This is a genomic window from Yoonia sediminilitoris, assembly GCF_003058085.1.
Taxonomy (GTDB): Bacteria; Pseudomonadota; Alphaproteobacteria; order Rhodobacterales; family Rhodobacteraceae; genus Yoonia; species Yoonia sediminilitoris.
In genome coordinates this window covers 1-16,575 of record NZ_QBUD01000003.1, presented here as the reverse complement: position 1 = coordinate 16,575, position 16,575 = coordinate 1, and the positions used below count along the sequence as shown (strand labels likewise).

Annotated in this window: 14 protein-coding genes; 8 read left to right on the top strand and 6 right to left on the bottom strand. The window is 56.1% G+C overall.

What is annotated here, in order from left to right; genetic code table 11:
* Nucleotides 1-486: 486 nt before the first annotated feature.
* Nucleotides 487-1,989, bottom strand: coding sequence for a CoA-acylating methylmalonate-semialdehyde dehydrogenase (locus C8N45_RS08320; protein WP_108385795.1), 1,503 nt, complete (start codon nt 1,987-1,989; stop codon nt 487-489).
* A 96-nt stretch (nt 1,990-2,085) separates the two neighbouring features.
* Here C8N45_RS08320 and C8N45_RS08315 point away from each other — a divergent pair, with 96 nt between their 5' ends.
* Complete coding sequence (locus C8N45_RS08315) at nt 2,086-2,979, top strand: LysR family transcriptional regulator (protein ID WP_108385794.1); 894 nt, start codon at nt 2,086-2,088, stop codon at nt 2,977-2,979.
* Nucleotides 2,980-3,021: 42 nt separating this feature from the next.
* On the opposite strand, the gene C8N45_RS08310 is transcribed toward C8N45_RS08315, so the two are convergent.
* The 3 genes from C8N45_RS08310 to C8N45_RS08300 all read right to left on the bottom strand — a co-directional run bounded on the left by C8N45_RS08310 (nt 3,022) and on the right by C8N45_RS08300 (nt 9,027).
* On the bottom strand, nt 3,022-4,677 hold the full coding sequence (locus tag C8N45_RS08310) for a BCCT family transporter (RefSeq protein WP_108385793.1): 1,656 nt from the start codon (nt 4,675-4,677) through the stop codon (nt 3,022-3,024).
* 129 nt (nt 4,678-4,806) lie between these two features.
* Complete coding sequence (locus C8N45_RS08305; protein ID WP_108385792.1) at nt 4,807-7,317, bottom strand: CoA transferase; 2,511 nt, start codon at nt 7,315-7,317, stop codon at nt 4,807-4,809.
* Between the two features lie 42 nt (nt 7,318-7,359).
* Entirely contained in the window at nt 7,360-9,027 is a 1,668-nt protein-coding gene (locus tag C8N45_RS08300) for a GMC family oxidoreductase (protein WP_108385791.1), read from the bottom strand.
* Between the two features lie 107 nt (nt 9,028-9,134).
* Between C8N45_RS08300 and C8N45_RS08295 the strand changes: the two genes are divergently transcribed.
* Nucleotides 9,135-10,046 (top strand): LysR family transcriptional regulator, encoded by a 912-nt coding sequence (locus tag C8N45_RS08295; protein ID WP_108385790.1) that lies wholly within the window; start codon nt 9,135-9,137, stop codon nt 10,044-10,046.
* 328 nt (nt 10,047-10,374) lie between these two features.
* On the opposite strand, the gene C8N45_RS08290 is transcribed toward C8N45_RS08295, so the two are convergent.
* Entirely contained in the window at nt 10,375-10,968 is a 594-nt protein-coding gene (locus C8N45_RS08290) for a tyrosine-type recombinase/integrase (protein ID WP_181868924.1), read from the bottom strand.
* A 242-nt stretch (nt 10,969-11,210) separates the two neighbouring features.
* Here C8N45_RS08290 and C8N45_RS08285 point away from each other — a divergent pair, with 242 nt between their 5' ends.
* Genes C8N45_RS08285 through C8N45_RS08260 form a run of 6 tightly spaced genes read left to right on the top strand, consistent with a single transcriptional unit; the run spans nt 11,211 to nt 15,821 of the window.
* The gene (locus tag C8N45_RS08285; protein ID WP_108385788.1) at nt 11,211-11,918 is read left to right on the top strand and encodes a GntR family transcriptional regulator; all 708 of its coding nucleotides are present in this window, start codon (nt 11,211-11,213) and stop codon (nt 11,916-11,918) included.
* The gene (locus tag C8N45_RS08280; RefSeq protein ID WP_108386054.1) at nt 11,918-12,745 is read left to right on the top strand and encodes a transporter substrate-binding domain-containing protein; all 828 of its coding nucleotides are present in this window, start codon (nt 11,918-11,920) and stop codon (nt 12,743-12,745) included. The genes C8N45_RS08285 and C8N45_RS08280 overlap by 1 nt, the downstream gene beginning before the upstream one ends.
* Nucleotides 12,746-12,769: 24 nt before the next feature.
* Nucleotides 12,770-13,447, top strand: coding sequence for an amino acid ABC transporter permease (locus C8N45_RS08275; RefSeq protein ID WP_108385787.1), 678 nt, complete (start codon nt 12,770-12,772; stop codon nt 13,445-13,447).
* 1 nt (nt 13,448) lies between these two features.
* Nucleotides 13,449-14,114: an amino acid ABC transporter permease gene (locus C8N45_RS08270; protein WP_108385786.1), complete on the top strand. Its 666-nt coding sequence runs from the start codon at nt 13,449-13,451 to the stop codon at nt 14,112-14,114.
* Between the two features lie 3 nt (nt 14,115-14,117).
* Nucleotides 14,118-14,894 carry an amino acid ABC transporter ATP-binding protein gene (locus tag C8N45_RS08265; RefSeq protein WP_108385785.1) on the top strand — a complete coding sequence of 259 codons (777 nt, stop codon included), beginning with the start codon at nt 14,118-14,120 and terminating at the stop codon, nt 14,892-14,894.
* Between the two features lie 12 nt (nt 14,895-14,906).
* A complete protein-coding gene (locus C8N45_RS08260; RefSeq protein WP_108385784.1) occupies nt 14,907-15,821 on the top strand; it encodes an aminotransferase class IV in 915 nt (304 codons plus the stop codon).
* A 407-nt stretch (nt 15,822-16,228) separates the two neighbouring features.
* Here C8N45_RS08260 and C8N45_RS23190 read toward each other — a convergent pair.
* On the bottom strand, nt 16,229-16,575 hold a 347-nt coding region (locus tag C8N45_RS23190; protein ID WP_168769431.1), incomplete at its 5' end, for a hypothetical protein.

Genomic DNA, 16,575 nt, shown 5'->3' with positions numbered 1-16,575 from the left:
GCGCTTTGGCTCATAGGAGACCTTCGCTGCAGATTGCATAGAGGTCTGCTATGCGGACAAAGCGGACTTGTGCAGGTGCAGCTTTTGCTCATGCAGAAAACCCTTGCATCCGCGGCATAGCTATCGCTGCGTTGCAGCTGATGTCGCCGAAGCGGTCGATCAAACCGCCGGAATTAGGAGGATATGAAATCTGCTTACTGCTGCATGCTTTCCCATCCATCTGGATCGCCTTACCCTTAACTTGAGCCACCAAAACCCTGAAACGCCTTAGGCGCTTTTCGGACACTGGCAAAACATGTCGAAGCAATGAAAAGGCGAGACGCTGAATGAGGACGATCCAGCCCGCCAAAGTTTGGCGACTATCGAACGCAGTTTGTGTTCATGTGATGAACCAGGTCAGACAGCAGCAAAAAGCGGCCCGACATTTGCCGGGCCGCTTTCATTTGCACAGATGATAGGCATGACTGACGTCCACCGACCGGAGGTTTATCCCAGAGTTGGCATCGTGAATTCCGGATCAGTGCGCTGACCGGAGGGCCAACGGGTCGTGGTGGTCTTGATGCGGGTGTAGAACCGCACACCTTCCATGCCGTGCATGTGATGTTCGCCAAAGATCGAAGATTTCCATCCCCCGAACGAGTGATACGCCATCGGAACCGGGATCGGCACGTTGATCCCGATCATGCCGACCTCGACGTCCTGGCTAAAGCTGCGCGCAGTGTCACCGTCGCGGGTGAAAATCGCAGTGCCGTTGGCATAGTCATGGCTGTGTACCAGATCGAGCGCTTCTTGGTAGGAACTCTTGCGCACCACGGACAGAACCGGACCAAAGATTTCTTCCTTCCAGACGGTCATGTCCTCTGTGACATTGTCCAGCAGGGTGCCGCCGAGGAAACAGCCATCCTCGTAGCCTTGCATGTCCTGCGAAAAGTCACGCCCGTCGACAACAACCTTGGCACCTTCGGCTTCGCCCGCGTCGATGTAGCCACGCACCTTGGCAAGGTGCTGCTCTGTGACCAGCGGCCCCATGTCAGACGTCTTGTCGGTGGTCGGGCCGATTTTCAGCGCGTTGATCTTGGGCACCATGATGTCGATCAGCGCGTCGGCAACAGCGTCCGTTACGGGAACCGCGACCGAGATCGCCATGCAGCGCTCACCAGCGGATCCATAGGCCGCACCCATCAGCGCATTCGCGGTCATTTCCAGATCAGCGTCCGGCATGATGATGGCGTGGTTCTTGGCGCCGCCGAGGGCCTGCACGCGCTTGCCGTTGGCTGTGCCGGTCTGGTGGATGTATTTTGCAATCGGGGTGGAACCAACAAAGCTGACGGCCTTGACGTCTGGGCTGTGCAGCAGTGCATCAACTGCTTCTTTGTCACCGTTGACGACGTTAAAGACGCCTGCGGGCAGGCCTGCTTCGGTTAGCCACTCGGCCACTTTAAGCGATGCAGAAGGCACCCGTTCGGATGGTTTCAGCACGAATGTGTTGCCTGTCACCAAGGCCACTGGGAACATCCACATCGGCACCATGGCGGGAAAGTTGAACGGCGTGATACCCGCGCAAACACCAAGTGCCTGCCGTATGTTGTGGCTATCGACGACGGAGCCGACGTTCTCGGAAAACTCGCCCTTCATGAAGTTGGGTGCGCCGACCGCGAATTCCACAACCTCAAGGCCGCGGGTCACTTCACCCACCGCGTCGTCGTGGGTCTTGCCATGCTCGGATGCAAGGATTGCGGCCAGCTCATCAGCACGGTCCCACAGGATATTCTTGAACTTGTCCAGAATGCGCGCGCGGCGCAAAACCGGGGTTTTCGACCACGCGGGGAAAGCGGCCTTGGCGGCTGCGATGGCGGTGTTCACTTCTTGGGTCGAGGCCAGCGGAACGCTACGCTCGGACGCGCCGATGGCGGGGTTGAAAACGGGTTGCGTGCGGCCGGATGCGCCCTGCACATGCGCGCCGTCGATGTAATGTGTAAGTTCGGTCATGGGGTCCTCCTGAAATCTGAGTCACCTTTACCGTCTTGATGTCTCCAAAAATATACATAATATTGACGAACCGTTATCCGAAAATGGATGTAAGAGTTGAACTGGGATGATCTGCGCTTCTTTTTGGCCGTGGCACGCGAAGGGCAGATCCTGCGCGCGGCCCAAAGGCTTGGTACGTCACAAGCGCGGGTCAATCGCAGGATCACCCAGTTTGAAGAAGCCATTGGAGAAAAGCTATTTGATCGGCGCACGGTTGGGTGCAGTTTGACCCGCAGGGGTCGCGCTCTGATGCCAAACGCGCTTGCCGCCGAAGAGGCGATGCTTGGGTTGCACACGACCAACGATGCGGGAGTTGCAACCAGCATCAAGGGGACCGTGCGCATAGGCGCGCCTGACGGCTTTGGGACGTCCTATCTTGCAGCACATCTTCCCAAACTAAGGGCCCTCTATCCTGATCTGAAGGTACAACTTGTTCCCGCGCCGCGTTCTTTTTCGCTCTCCCAACGCGAAGCGGACATTGCCATTGTCATTGGGCGGCCGCAAAAGGGGCGGCTCAAGGCGGCCAAGCTAACCAATTATTCGCTCGGGCTTTATGCCGCGAAATCCTATCTGGCAGGACGCGGCGTACCAGACACTGCGGACGATCTAAGCGAACATGAACTCGTGGGGTATGTGGATGATCTGATCTATACACCAGAACTTGATTTCAACAAAAGCTTCTGGCCGGGTTGGGAGTCTCAAATTGAGATATCCAGCGCCTTGGCTCAGTTGACGGCCGTGCGCTCCGGCGCGGGGATCGGGATCTTGCACGACTTTACCGTTCGCGACGACCCCGAACTCGTCCCGTTGTTTCCCGAGACGAAAGCCGAACGAAGTTATTGGGTGGTCTGGCACGAAGCAATGGATGCGATCCCGCATATCGCCGCTACAACACGCTTCATCATCGATACTGTGCGCCAGGATCGTGGGTTGTTTTCACCAGGGCTTTGACGCCAGACGAAAGAAAGGGGCGCGCGTGGCCCCCCTTCAGTATCATTCGGCAGCGTGAACTGCCTGCACACCGTTCTTCGCACGCATACCGTCTCGCACAATTGCTTTGATAAGTGAGACACTCATCAGAACCATCACAAGTGAGAATGGCAAAGCGCCGATGACCATGGCGGATTGGATTGCGCCAACACCGCCCGCGATCAACAGGCCACCAACGACCAAGGACAATGCCGCCCCCCAGAAAAGGATGTGTGGGCGGCCCGATGGCTTTTCAGCGCCTGCTGCATTAATCGTATTTACGATCAAAATTGCGGAGTCTGCCGTTGTCACAAGATATGTGAGCAGCAGAACAACAACAATGATGGCCATAACCCATGCCAAACCAGACCCGAGCATGAAGTCGAGCATCGCGAACAACTGGTTTTGCTGGCCTGCTCCGGAAATCGCATCTGCTGCGCCGCCGTTCAGCGTCAGATCGATGGCTGTGCCACCGACGATCGTGAACCAGACAAAGCACATCACAGATGGGATGATGATTGCCCCAAGGATGTATTCGCGAACGGAGCGACCGCGTGAAATACGCGCAAGGAACACGCCGACGAATGGCGCAAATGCGATCCACCAGGCCCAATAGAAGACGGACCAACCGCCTTGCCAGCTTGCCAGTTGAGCGGCTTCACTCCCTTCCACGCCGTCAGTTGCCCAAACGGCGAAAAGCAACTTGGGCAGTTGAATGATGTAGGTAATCAGACCCTCAACAAGTGCGCTCAAGCCAAAGAATGTGGATCCAAAGAGCAAGAAAAAAGCGAGCAGGAAGAAGCTCAAGCCCATGTTGATGTTAGAGAGCCATTTGATTCCTTTGCCAACACCCGACAGGGCAGACAGCGTGGACGCACCCATGATAATCAAAAGCGCAGTGATCACACCGGCAGTGGATGGGTCACCTGTTTCAGCAACGATCAGCCAGTCGCCAAAACCAATCCGGTGCAGACCGGAAACAAATTGCTGAACACCAAATCCAAGTGTTTGAGCAACGCCAAGAATGGTCGCAACAACGGCGACGACGTCCACGATGTGACCCAAGACGCCTGAGAGCTTTTCACCAAAAAGTGGTGTCAGCGCGGATCGAATGGTCAATGGCAAGTTACGACGGTACGAGAAGTAGGCGAGTGACAGACCAACAATTGCGTAGCAAGCCCATGCGGTGAAGCCCCAGTGCAGGAACGACCACAGGTAGGCGTTATTGACGTTATCAGCGGAAGATGCGCCTGCTTGCCCCATGATCACGTTCGGGTTTGTCGCGAAATGATACATCGGCTCTGCGGTTGCAAAGGTAAGCATGCCAATGCCGATCCCTGCACCAAACATCATTGAGAACCAAGAGAAGTTGGAGAATTCTGGCGTGTCGCCTTCAAGACCAAGCTTCAAACGGCCAGTGCTTGGGATAAGTGCGAGAACCACACATACAATCAAAAACAGTGCGACAACATAGATGTACCAGCTTGAGAATGTGCCAAGCAATGAGCCGTTCAAATCACCAAGTATTTTTGCGGCTGTCTCCGGGACTGCAATGGCCCAAACGATGAGCGCGGCAATTAGAATTTTGGATGTGATCGCGACGTCTTTGCTGAATCCGGTGTAAAAGCCGCGATCTGCTGTTTTGATGTGTAAGTCCATCAATGGGGGTTTGTTAGCCATGTTTCCTCCTAAATGGCAGGAGAGCATTGGACACAGGTATTCTTCCTCCCAACGCAACGAAGTTGCGTTAGCATGTGTCATCAAGCTCGGGTGAGAGGGTCACAGAGTGTCTGCGGCCCGGTGATTGCCTTAGCTAGGCAAGTATTCGTCGCTCCAGGATTCGCTGACACCGCCAGATTTGATCATCGCCTCGATGGCTTGATCGGCGTATCCAAGTTCTTTCAAAATGGTTCGGGTCGACGTCCCGAACTTCTCGGCCGGGCGAACTGCCGCAACGGCTCCGCGCATTGTGCGGACCGCGTAAGGGTCAAGTTGGGTGACTGCGTGCCCGCTAGGGTGATCGGGATAGACTGAGAACGAATAGCTGCCGTTTTCCGTGCCTGGTGTGCCGTCCGTCTCGCGCGAATTCTCTGCCCTGATCGCATCGAGAAACTCACAGACTGCGCCCCCGATGTCCGCTGCGCGCAATCGTTCGACCCATTCAGCGGCACGTTGGCCCTGGAATGCAGTTGCCAGGTAAGCGGCGCGGTCTTCCTCGGGCAGATCCGGCAATTCTTCCAAACCTTCAACATTGCGGAACCGGGGCAGATCGGACTCATAGGCGCTGAGCAGGATGTGGCGCCCTGACGCTGTGCTGTAAAATCGCGCTAGCGCGTCGTAGCCGTTGGTTTCAGGGCCTGATGGTTCATCGTAAAGATCACGACCCTTGTAGTCGTATGCGAACGGGACCTGCAGCAAGCCGCTGTTTGCACTAAGCGAAGTGCGGCCGCGACCAATGCGGCCATGACGGTATTTCTGATACAATGCTGCCGCCACACCGAGCGCGCCACCAAATCCGCACATCACGTCAATTGTGCCGACATGGGCGTGTTCTTCGGGGCGGTCCATCGCACCTCCGAAACGTAGCATGATGCCCGTCGTTGCCTGCACCAAATCGTCATAGCCGATGTAGTCGGTGCGCGTGCCGCGGCGCACGCCGCTAAAGCAATCGAGCTTGCAGAACAACGCATCGGGGTTCAGTTTGCGCAGGCTTTCTGCATCCAGACCCATTTTCTTGATCTGGTTGTCGGGCGCATTCCAGACGATCACATCGACAGATTTCACCAGATCTTCGAAAACCTGCCGCCCGTGCCGCGAGGTTATATCGGCGAGGATCGAACGCTTGCCGCGCATCTGGCTTAGCCCATAGATCACGGTGTTCCAGCTATCATACATCGGCTGCGAGGGGTCGAGCTTGATCACTTCCGCCCCGAACCGCGCCAGATAGCTGGCCGAATGCGGCCCGGCGATCACGTTGCACAGATCCAGCACCCGCACACCGGAAAGCCAGCCCTCTTGTGTGGTTTCGTCCGATGGTTCGGGGATTTCAGTGCGGATTTTCTTGAGGATTTTCAGCGCCTCGTCGAATTCCACCCAACGGCGCGGTTCAGGTCCTAACGCCTCTTCCCCGCTTTCTTCCATCCAGACCACCGGTCCGGGTTGGGTCATGTCCCCATAAACCGGGTCGTTGACGTCGATCATCAGGCCGGATGTTTCGGCGAATTCGTCGTGCACCCATTCCTGCAACCAGCGTTGCGCCGCACCAGGAACATGCCCGCGCCCGAACATCTTCTTCCATTCGTGGGAGGTGCGGGTCATGAACACCTCTTTCATCCGCGCCGAAATCTTGTCGGCCCAGTCCTTGGGCATTGGATAGACACCCAGCGATGTCCGATGTTCCCACTCGGACCACGGTTTGTAGGTATCTTCTTCCGAGGTCAGCCCGTCTTCGACCAACTCGTCATAGATGCCCAGCACTTCCAGACAGCGACGGGCATGGTGTTTATGACTGGGGCAGACAACATAGAACATGCGTCCGTCCTTGCACATGTAACTGCGAAAGAACGGATCAAGCAGCTCCTGAAGATCTTCATAGCTGAGGTTCATCGGCAGACCTTCAAGCCTGCGGCGCTCTATCTCGACTTCGCGCTGGGTCAGATAGCGCTCCGGCATGTTTTCGACCTTGATCGAGTTGTAGCACAGCCCCTCCATCACAGCGGCAGCCAACGGCACCTCGATCTGGTCGCCAAGGCCGGTGATCTGTCGCGATTGCAGCGCCAGAACAGTCGCGGACGCCGCAATCTGTGACGCATAGGCCGACGCCAACGGTAGTGGCGAAAACGACGGGTTCAGACCCATCAGAACACGGTTCAGGCCCATATCGGTAAAGACGCCGGAACTGGCTGCGATGATGCTTTCAAAAGCACGTTGCTCACGCTTTTCTGCGTCGTTTGAGGCGAAACCAGGTAGCGAAATGGTGATCAGCTCTGGGCGGGCGATCCGCATCTCGGCGAAATCAATGCCGAGCGCCGCCAGCTTTCCGGGGCGAAAGTTCTCTACGATGATGTCGGCCTCGGCACAAAGCGCGTGCGCTTTTTCAAGGCCGTCGTTGGTCTTGAGGTCGAGGTTCACAATCACCTTGTTGCGGTTCAGCGTCGCATTGGCAGGACTGTCCCACATTGGGCCAGCCGGCGGGTCGATGCGAACTACGGTTGCCCCTAGATCACCCAGCAACATCGCAACTGCTGGTCCCGCGATGTACTGACCGAAATCGACAACCTTCACACCCGTCAGGGGCAGTTTGGAAAATGAATTGCGCATAGGACCTCCCGCGGCCTTTTCTTGTCTTTTCGCCAGCAGAGTTTACTGGCCCGCCAGAATCCAGCCCGCGGCTTTCTCTGCGATCATGATTGTGGGTGAATTTGTGTTGCCGCTGGTGATCTCCGGCATCACTGAAGCATCAACGACCCGCAAACCGTTCACGCCCTTCAGGCGCAAGTGCGGGTCCAGAACAGCGGTATTGTCATCCTCGCGGCCCATTTTGACTGTACCGACAGGATGAAAGATCGTGCTGGCAATGTCACCGGCCAGCTTGGCCAATTCCTCGTCGGTCTGATATTGGATGCCGGGTTTGTATTCCTCAGGCTCGTAGGCTTTCAACGCAGGCTGCGCCATGATCTCGCGCACCTGACGCAGGCTCTGGGCCGCAACTTTGCGGTCTTCATCAGTGTCCAGATAGTTGGGCGAGATGTCAGGCGCATCCCGGAAGTCGCCCGAAGCGATGCGCACATGACCACGGCTGGTGGGGTTAAGATTGCACACACTGACCGTCATCGCCGGGAAATCATGCAGATCGTCGCCAAAGGCCTCAAGGCTAAGGGGCTGGACGTGGTATTGCAGATTGGCATGCGTGCGGTCAGGGGACGACCGGGTGAAGGCCCCCAACTGGCTGGGCGACATGCTCATCGGGCCGGAGCGTTTCATGACATATTCGAGGCCGATCTTGGCCTTGCCGACCAGCGAATTCGCAAGCGTGTTCAGCGTCTTGGTGCCCTTGACCTTGTAAACCGCACGGATTTGAAGGTGATCTTGCAGGTTTTCTCCGACCTGTGGTGCGTCCTTCACAACCTCAATCCCGTGTTTTTTCAACAGCGCCGATGGGCCGATCCCCGACAGTTGCAGGATCTGCGGTGAATTCACCGCGCCTGCCGACAGCACGACTTCTTTGACGGCGCTGACAGACACAGGTTTGCCCGCGCGATGTACCTTGGCGCCAGTGCAGTGCAACTGTCCATCCGCATCCTTGTCGAGCGTCAATTTCTCGACCTGGGCCTCGGTCCAGATGGTCAGGTTTTCACGCGACTTGGCGGGGCGCAAGAACGCCTTGGAGGTGTTCCAACGCCAGCCTGACCGCTGGTTCACGTCGAAATAACCCACGCCTGCATTGTCACCTGAATTGAAATCGTCGGTCTTTTCAATGCCGGCCTCGGCCGCCGCGTCGGCAAAGCTGTCCAGCACGTCCCACCGCAGGCGCTGCTTTTCGATGCGCCATTCGCCACCATGTCCGTGCATGTCAGAAAACCGGCTGTTGTCACCGGTGGCTGGGTCGGAACCGTCATCCAGCTTGTAATGGTCCTCATGCGCCTTGAAATCGGACAGCGAGTTTTCCCAGTTCCAAGCGTCATCCCCTGACAGTTCAGCCCATTTGTCATAGTCACGCGCCTGACCGCGCATATAGATCATGCCATTGATCGACGAACAGCCACCCAGTGTCTTGCCACGGGGATAGAGCAGGCTGCGCCCGTTCAGACCCTTGGCAGCTTGCGTCTTGTACATCCAATCCGCGCGCGGGTTGCCGATGCAGTAAAGGTAGCCGACAGGAATATGGATCCAGTGATAGGTGTCGGGTTTGCCCGCCTCCAGCAGCAGCACCCGGTTCTTCGGGTCGGCACTCAGCCGGTTGGCCATCAGGCACCCGGCCGAGCCGCCGCCGATCACGATATAGTCGAAGCTGGTCCTGCCGTCAGTCATGTGAGCATCCGTTCTTTGCCGTTTAGCCGTTTGGTGAGTGTCTCATGTGGCAATGGCCGGAAAAAACCTAATGACAAATCTCACTCTGCGATATTAGTATTTTTTATATGGAGCGTATTTCTAACATTAACAATATTTTAGCCTTCGTGACCGTGGCGCGCGAGGGCAGTGTTTCGCGCGCGGCAGACGTGCTGAACCTGACCCAGCCGGCGATCAGCCATCAGATCAAGCGACTGAGCGAAGAGACAGGAATCACGCTGTTCACCCGCTCAGCAACCGGATTGAGTATCACCCCTGACGGAAGCGCGATGTTGGAAAAGGCAGAGCAGGTACTGCAAGCCATGGCCGAGTTTCGCCGACATGCCAGCAAGCGTGTCGGGCATGTCAGCGGCAAGCTGAAGATTGGCACCATTGTCGATCCTGAGTTCATTCGGCTGGGACGGTTGCTGGCGCTCCTGCGTAGCGAGCATCCCGATATCGAGACTGAACTTGTGCATGGGGTCAGTGGAGATATTCTGAAGTGGCTCAAGCAGGGCCGGATCGACGCGGGGTTTTATCTGTCCGGCCCGGATGATCTACCCGGTATCGGTTCCGACAACGAGGAAACGGTGCACACAATCAAGCTGGCTGACTTTACGTACCGGGTGATCGCCCCCGATGGCTGGCAAAAGCAGGTTGAAAATGCCGATTGGGCATCGCTGGCGGCGCTCCCCTGGATCGGTACCCCAGAAAAATCCGTCCACCATCGGCTCTTGGCATCTGTCTTCAAAAACCTTGGCTGTCGCCCGAACGTGGTTGCTTTGGTCGATCAGGAACCGTCGATGCTAGAGATGGTCCGCTCAGGCATCGGCCTTAGCTTGTGTCGAGACTCCATCGCGTTGCACCAAAAGCAGACCTTCGGCCTGGTTGTCGCCGATGCGGTCTCCGTGCCTGCGTGTTTGTGCTTCATCGCGCTGGACCAACGCAAGGACAACCCGATGCTTTCGGAGACGTTTAAGCTGCTGCAACGGTCTTGGTGACGCCCACATTGGCGTTGTTCTCATTTGTCCACAAGCATACCTATTTTAGAAATGCGGCGTATGGCGGCTAAGGATGGGTTCGTCCTGCGATGTGGAAAACCGTCCCCATTTCCTCGCTGCAGACTGCATGAACGACTGGTATAAACGCTGCGCAATTCCACCAAGACCTGTTCATCTGCGGCGGTTGTCATGCAACGTGTGCGGGCAGCAAGACTTCGGTACTTCTGCTTTGGGCTCGGCACCGACCAACGCCGCACGAGGGACAGACACCCGCTTCAGAATGGCGAACGGCGGAACCGTTCGCCAAGATAGCTCAGAAATCGATACGCTAAGCGATGCTCAGGGCGTCTTCGAGTTCCACGCCAAGGTAGCGTACAATACTATCGACCTTTGTGTGACCAAGTAGCAGATGGACCGCGCGAAGTTTGCCAGTTCTTCGATAGATCTCCGCTGCTTTTGTCCTGCGGAGCGAATGAGTGCCATATCCACTTGGTTCTAGCCCGATCGCTGTGACCCAATCACGCACCAAGCGACCATATTGGCGGGTTGAAATGTCTGGCCGATCATGGAAGCGGCTGGGGAACATAAACGGACACGCGAACATCTCGGGTGATTTGACCCAGGCCAAGACGGTTTCATGCGTGTTTTCCGTCAGTTCAAACTGGACCGGCCGCTTGGTCTTGCTCTGGATGACCGACACGCGTTCTCGCACGCGGTCATCTTTCACAAGGTCAGACACGGCCAATTTCACGAGATCACAGCCGCGAAGCTTGCTGTCGATGGCGACGTTGAACAGCGCCAGATCGCGTAGATAACCTGCCAGTTCGAGCCGCGTCCGGATCGCCCAGACCTGTTTTGGCAGCAAAGGTCGTTTTTGACCGATGATCCGCCCCTTATTCCAGGCCGCAGCATTTCCTTTCATGATCAGCATTGGGGGTTTTGAACTTCATGGGTCTTCACCGCAGTGATCTTTTGTTGGGCAGATATTTGGAAAGGCTGCGGTAATCTGTGGAAGAGTTAACCAACTCCGTCGATTTCAATTTGGGGGGCGCCGTACATCTTGGCTTTGCCATGAGCGCGAAACTCTACAACTGCCAATATTGTTGACAATCTTCAATCTACCGTCAACTATCTATCAGAGGCACCAAAATTGATGAGTGATTCATGCTTTCTTCACCTTTAAAACGTCAGACACTGAGCGCCCAGATCGTTACGCTTCTGCGGCACGCCGTTTTGACAGGCGAGCTTGAGCCTGGCAGTCAAGTGATCGAAAATGCGCTTGCACTACGACTTGGAACAAGCAGGGGGCCGCTGCGCGAAGCGATGCGGCAACTGATTGATGAGGGGTTGTTGATCAGCGTACCCTACATCGGCACCCGCGTTGTCGACATCTCGCTTGAGGATGTGAATGATATCTACGCCATGCGCACCTGTCTCGAACAGTTTGCGTTTGAACAGATTTGGGATCGGCGCAGCGGTGACTTTGAACAAGAATTGCTGCGTCGGAACGATATTCTGAAGAAAGCGATTGACCAGGGCGATCACGTGGCTGCCATTGAAGCGGAACTCGATTTGCACGGCCTTGTGTACGAGCATGCAAACAATCGCATTCTCAAGAACTCGTGGACCGGATTGCGTGGGCATCTTCAAATGTACTGGGCTGCGCATCGCCGCGCGCATGGAACCAGCGTGCCCAAGCGTGAAAGTCATGACGACTACATACGATTTGCGCTGGGTGACAGCCTTGGCGCGATGCAAGACAACCTTCGCGATCACATGCGGTTGGGGCTTGAGACGACCAAGGCATTTGTCGAATCCCGAAGCGCATTGAAAGAACAAGACCACAACCAGAAACCAACAAGGAGAGAATGATGAAAAGACGTATGGTATTGGCCGCCGCAGTTGCCGCAGCGACGCTGGGAATGGGCACAATGGCCCAAGCCCAAGACAGCACGATGGATCAGGTCCGCGACAACGGCGTGTTGCGCGTCGGCGTCACACAAGCCCCGCCTTGGTATTCCAAGGATATCGTCAGCGGTGAATGGACCGGCGGTCTGGGCGTGTCGATGGGCAAGGCGATGGCCGAAACCCTTGGCGTAGAATTTGAACCTGTTGAGGTTACATGGGGCACCGCAGTCGCGGCGTTGCAGGCGGATCGCATTGATCTGATGTTTGTGCTGGATGCGACGGATGCGCGCAAAGAGGCGGTCAATTTCCCGGAAACGCCGCTGCTTTACTATTCGTTGGCCGTCTTGGCGCGTGATGATCTTGAGCTCACAGATTGGGCCGATCTGAATTCGCCTGACATCAGCGTATCAGTCCCACAGGCGACCAGCATGGATGCCTTCCTGACGGAAAACGCTCCCAACGCAGATATTCAACGGTTCCCCGGAAACGCCGAAGCCATTGCTGCCTTCCAGGCTGGTCGTGTAGATGCGGTCACGCTGTTCCATCCCCCACTGATCGCGGCCCGCCAGAAATTGGGATCAGGTCAGATCGTTGTGCCTCAGCCAGTTGAATCGCGTCCTTCGTCCGTGGCCGTGCGTCAGGAAAGCGATCCCGCATTTGTAAACTGGGTGAATGAGCAGATCGACGGCTACTATAAGTCCGGCCAAACCCAAACGTGGTACGAAGAGTTCCTCAGCGACTTCGGCCTTGATCCGTCCACGGTGCCCGCGATCATTCGCGAACGCCTGTAACCCAAACAGCAGGGCGAAAAGGCAATGTATGAGTGGGACTTTACCGCCGTCATCGAAAACTCTGGCCTTTTGTGGCAGGGGCTTCTTGGGACGCTGGCGATTACCGGCACGGCGCTGGCCTTCGGGCTGCCGCTGGGTCTGATGCTGGCGCTGTCGCGGTTGTCCCCGCGCAAGTGGTTGGCGTGGCCTGCGGGATTCATCATTGAATTCTTCAGAACCACTCCGCCGCTTGTGCAGCTTTTCTGGTTCTTTTTCGCCCTGCCGATCCTGATGGATATCCAGATGACGCCCTACCTTGCGGCGGCCATCACGTTTTCCATTCAGTCCTCGGCGTTCTTTGCCGAGGTGTTTCGCGCAGGCATCGTTTCCATCGAACGCGGCCAATGGGAGGCTGCACGCGCCATCGGCATGCAACGCCCACAAGCGATGCGGCGCATTATCCTGCCGCAAGCGGTCAAACGCATGATCCCAGCCTTCACCGAACGCTCGATCGAATTGATGAAAACCACCACACTTGTGGCCACGGTCTCTTATGCAGACCTTCTGTATCAAGCCAACGAACTGGCGCAGAAAACCTTCCGGCCCATCGAAGTCTTCACGGTAACCGCACTGATCTACTTTACTGTTATTTTTGGGCTGAGCCTCTGTGTGCAGGCGGTCGAACGCCGCCTTGCCGTCAGCGGCGACAGCACGGTGCGCTGATATGGAATACACTTGGGATTTCGGGTCGGTATGGGAATACCGCGAGGCGCTGTGGGTTGGCCTGACCAACACCCTGCGCATCTTTGTCATCTGCCTTTTTGCGGGATTGTCGCTGGGGCTGGCGATGGGGCTGGCGCGATACTCGGTGCGCCGCTGGTTACGCTGGCCTGCCGCCTGTTTTATCGAATTTTTCCGCAACACGCCGGTTCTGGTGCAGATCTTTTGGTTCTACTTCGCGTTCCCGATCCTCGCGCCGTTTGAAATATCGGCCCTGATGGCCGCAGCTCTAGGGATCACCCTAAATTCCGCGGCTTTCTCAGCTGAGATTTTTCGTGGAGGCATCCAAACCATCGACCCCGGTCAATGGGAGGCCGGGCGCGCCATCGGCATGCGTTACCGTGAAATCATGGCCCGCATAATTCTGCCCCAAGCCGTGCGGCGCATGATGCCCGCGCTTACCAATCGCGGTATCGAGATTTTCAAAATGACAACCTTGGCCTCAGCGATTGCATATGCGGATGTCTTGCATCAGGCGCGGCTGATTGCGTCGGTCAATTTCAACCCGATTGAGGCCTACACGGTCGTTGCGATTGCGTTTTTCGTAATCCTCTACCCCATTGTGCGGGCCACCTATGCGCTTGAACGGCGTTTGGCCAAAGGAGACTAATCCATGTCACAAGAGCCAATCCTGACCATACGCGGGCTGCATAAATCATTCGGGGACAACCACGTCTTGCGCGGCATTGATCTGGACGTGCAGCAAGGGGATTGCATCGCCATTCTGGGCGCGTCGGGGTCTGGTAAAAGCACGTTCCTGCGCTGCCTGAATTTTATGGAAATCCCCTCGGATGGTGCGATTACCCATGCGGGGAAAACAATCGGCACAGAACGCCCTGGTAAGCCGCGTGTCTACTCTGAAGATGAACTGACCAAGGTGCGCCAAAAGGTCGGAATGGTGTTTCAACAATTCAATCTGTTCCCCCATAAAACCGTGCTCGGCAATATCACCGAAGGGTTGCGTATCGTGCAGGGTAAAGACAAAGCCAGCAGCGATGCCCGCGCCCGTGAAGAACTGGCGCGCGTCGGTCTGGCCGAAAAGGCAGACGAATACCCCTCGCGCCTGTCCGGTGGCCAAAAACAACGGGTCGCCATTGCACGCGCGCTGGCACTTGCCCCGGAATTGATGCTGTTTGACGAACCCACCTCGGCGCTGGACCCGGAACTTGTGGGTGAAGTGCTGAACGTTATTCGCGGCATCGCTGATGAAGGCCGCACCATGCTGCTTGTCACCCACGAAATAGGATTCGCTTATCACGTGGCTAACCGTGTGATTTTCATGGCAGACGGCATCATCCAAGAAGAAGGACCGCCCGAGCAAGTTCTGAAAAACCCGCAAAACCCACTCACTCAGGCGTTCCTCGCCCGCCACAAGCAATTCGAATTCTGAACGGACACATCCATGACAAATGCCCCCCAAGACAGTGCCCAAAGCTATGCGCCAGATTCACGAAACGATACCGTAGAGGTTTATGTCAACGGCGCGTTCTTTGCCCGCGACAAGGCTATGGTGCCCGTCTTTGACGCAGGCTTTGTTCTTGGTGACGGCATCTGGGAAGGGATGCGGCTGGTCAATGGCAAGCTGTTGGCCGTGGATGAGCATATGGCGCGGATGTATGAAGGGGCCAATTCCATCCAGCTTGATATCGGCATGGATCGTGATGCGCTGGTGGGGGAAATCTGGAAAACCCTGCGCCATAACAACATGCAAGACGGTGTGCATATCCGCTTGATGATCTCGCGCGGGGTAAAGTCGACGCCCAATCAGGATCCGCGATTTATCACTGGTCCCGCGACCATCGTGATCGTGGCGGAATACAAGCAACCCAATGCGACTCTCAAGGCGCGCGGGCTCAAACTGCTGACCTCAACCATCCGATGCTCAACACCTGATGTGTTTGATCTGCGACTCAACTCTCATTCCCGGCTGAATTTCATTCAGGCCCTGATCCAAGCCATCAATATGGGCGCGGATGAGGCGCTCATGCTGGATGATCGCGGGTTCGTCGCCAGTTGCAATTCCACCAACTTTTTCATCATCCGTGGCGAGGAATTATGGACCTCCACAGGATCAATGTGTTTCAATGGGATCACCCGCTCAAAGGTCATCAAGCTATGGCGTGATGCGGGAAAGCCTGTATTCGAAAAGGACTATACGCTGGCAGAAACCTATGCCGCTGATGAAGCATTTGTCACGGGCACCTTAGGCGGCATTACGCCCGTTACAATGATTGACGGGCGTCCCGTTGGCCTTGGCAAACCCGGACAGGTGACCTCTGCGATTTCGGATCTGTATCGGACCTATATTGGCGAATGAATCTGCGGTTGGTTTGGGATATGAATGACGGCCGTCTATTGCAGGTCGCAAAACAGCGGCCCACTTTGTCCGAAACGCGCTCCTGATTCATTCTCTCCTTGCGACGCATCTTACGGACCACGGGTAAATCTGTTTTGGAAATGCGGCCATTGGGTGAGGAACTCTCAAGCTCGGCGTCCTTCGCAAGTCGTCATGTACTTTATTATGCCGCGTTTAGTTGTTTGGTCTTTCCTAGTGTCTAAGCACGCGAAGGCCGCCTCGCTAAAATTTGCTGAGTAGCGAGACACGTGTTTCCGCAAGTGCGAGAAAAAGTTGCGACTGCTCTGGCCGCACCAGCAAAAGCCTGGTTTGTCCCACACCACTCAAGTTCAAGTGTCATTCAGCGAGAGAGCCGCTTTGACGGGACGCTAAAACTGTTCGGCAATGACCGCTTCCGTGACTTGAGCCGCATCACAGCAAGAAATTAGCCGCACTAAAAAATGCAATGCTGCGTAAACACCAATGACCGCTCCGTCCGCATCTTGCTCATTGCCTGACAAAACCTCGCTACACCCGTTACCAATGGCCTCATTCTGCGCCGCATTGCAGAGCTCAAGATGATGCGTACGCGGCAAAATTCCTGCTGCGTGCGCACGCAGCGAAAAAGTGAATTCACAGGATGGGCTCATGGACGAAGCCGCTCGCGCGGCAATGGCGCTTGTGGCTGATGTTTCGCATTGTTCCTGACGTCGCGCATTTTGTGAACTGACGAACC

Bases quoted from the DNA above. Each gene is read 5' to 3' on its own strand.
- C8N45_RS08320 (WP_108385795.1), bottom strand. From the start codon at position 1,989: ATGACCGAACTTACACATTACATCGACGGCGCGCATGTGCAGGGCGCA.
- C8N45_RS08310 (WP_108385793.1), bottom strand. From the start codon at position 4,677: ATGGCTAACAAACCCCCATTGATGGACTTACACATCAAAACAGCAGAT.
- C8N45_RS08305 (WP_108385792.1), bottom strand. From the start codon at position 7,317: ATGCGCAATTCATTTTCCAAACTGCCCCTGACGGGTGTGAAGGTTGTC.
- C8N45_RS08300 (WP_108385791.1), bottom strand. From the start codon at position 9,027: ATGACTGACGGCAGGACCAGCTTCGACTATATCGTGATCGGCGGCGGC.
- C8N45_RS08295 (WP_108385790.1), top strand. From the start codon at position 9,135: ATGGAGCGTATTTCTAACATTAACAATATTTTAGCCTTCGTGACCGTG.
- C8N45_RS08290 (WP_181868924.1), bottom strand. From the start codon at position 10,968: ATGAAAGGAAATGCTGCGGCCTGGAATAAGGGGCGGATCATCGGTCAA.
- C8N45_RS08285 (WP_108385788.1), top strand. From the start codon at position 11,211: ATGCTTTCTTCACCTTTAAAACGTCAGACACTGAGCGCCCAGATCGTT.
- C8N45_RS08280 (WP_108386054.1), top strand. From the start codon at position 11,918: ATGAAAAGACGTATGGTATTGGCCGCCGCAGTTGCCGCAGCGACGCTG.
- C8N45_RS08275 (WP_108385787.1), top strand. From the start codon at position 12,770: ATGTATGAGTGGGACTTTACCGCCGTCATCGAAAACTCTGGCCTTTTG.
- C8N45_RS08270 (WP_108385786.1), top strand. From the start codon at position 13,449: ATGGAATACACTTGGGATTTCGGGTCGGTATGGGAATACCGCGAGGCG.
- C8N45_RS08265 (WP_108385785.1), top strand. From the start codon at position 14,118: ATGTCACAAGAGCCAATCCTGACCATACGCGGGCTGCATAAATCATTC.
- C8N45_RS08260 (WP_108385784.1), top strand. From the start codon at position 14,907: ATGACAAATGCCCCCCAAGACAGTGCCCAAAGCTATGCGCCAGATTCA.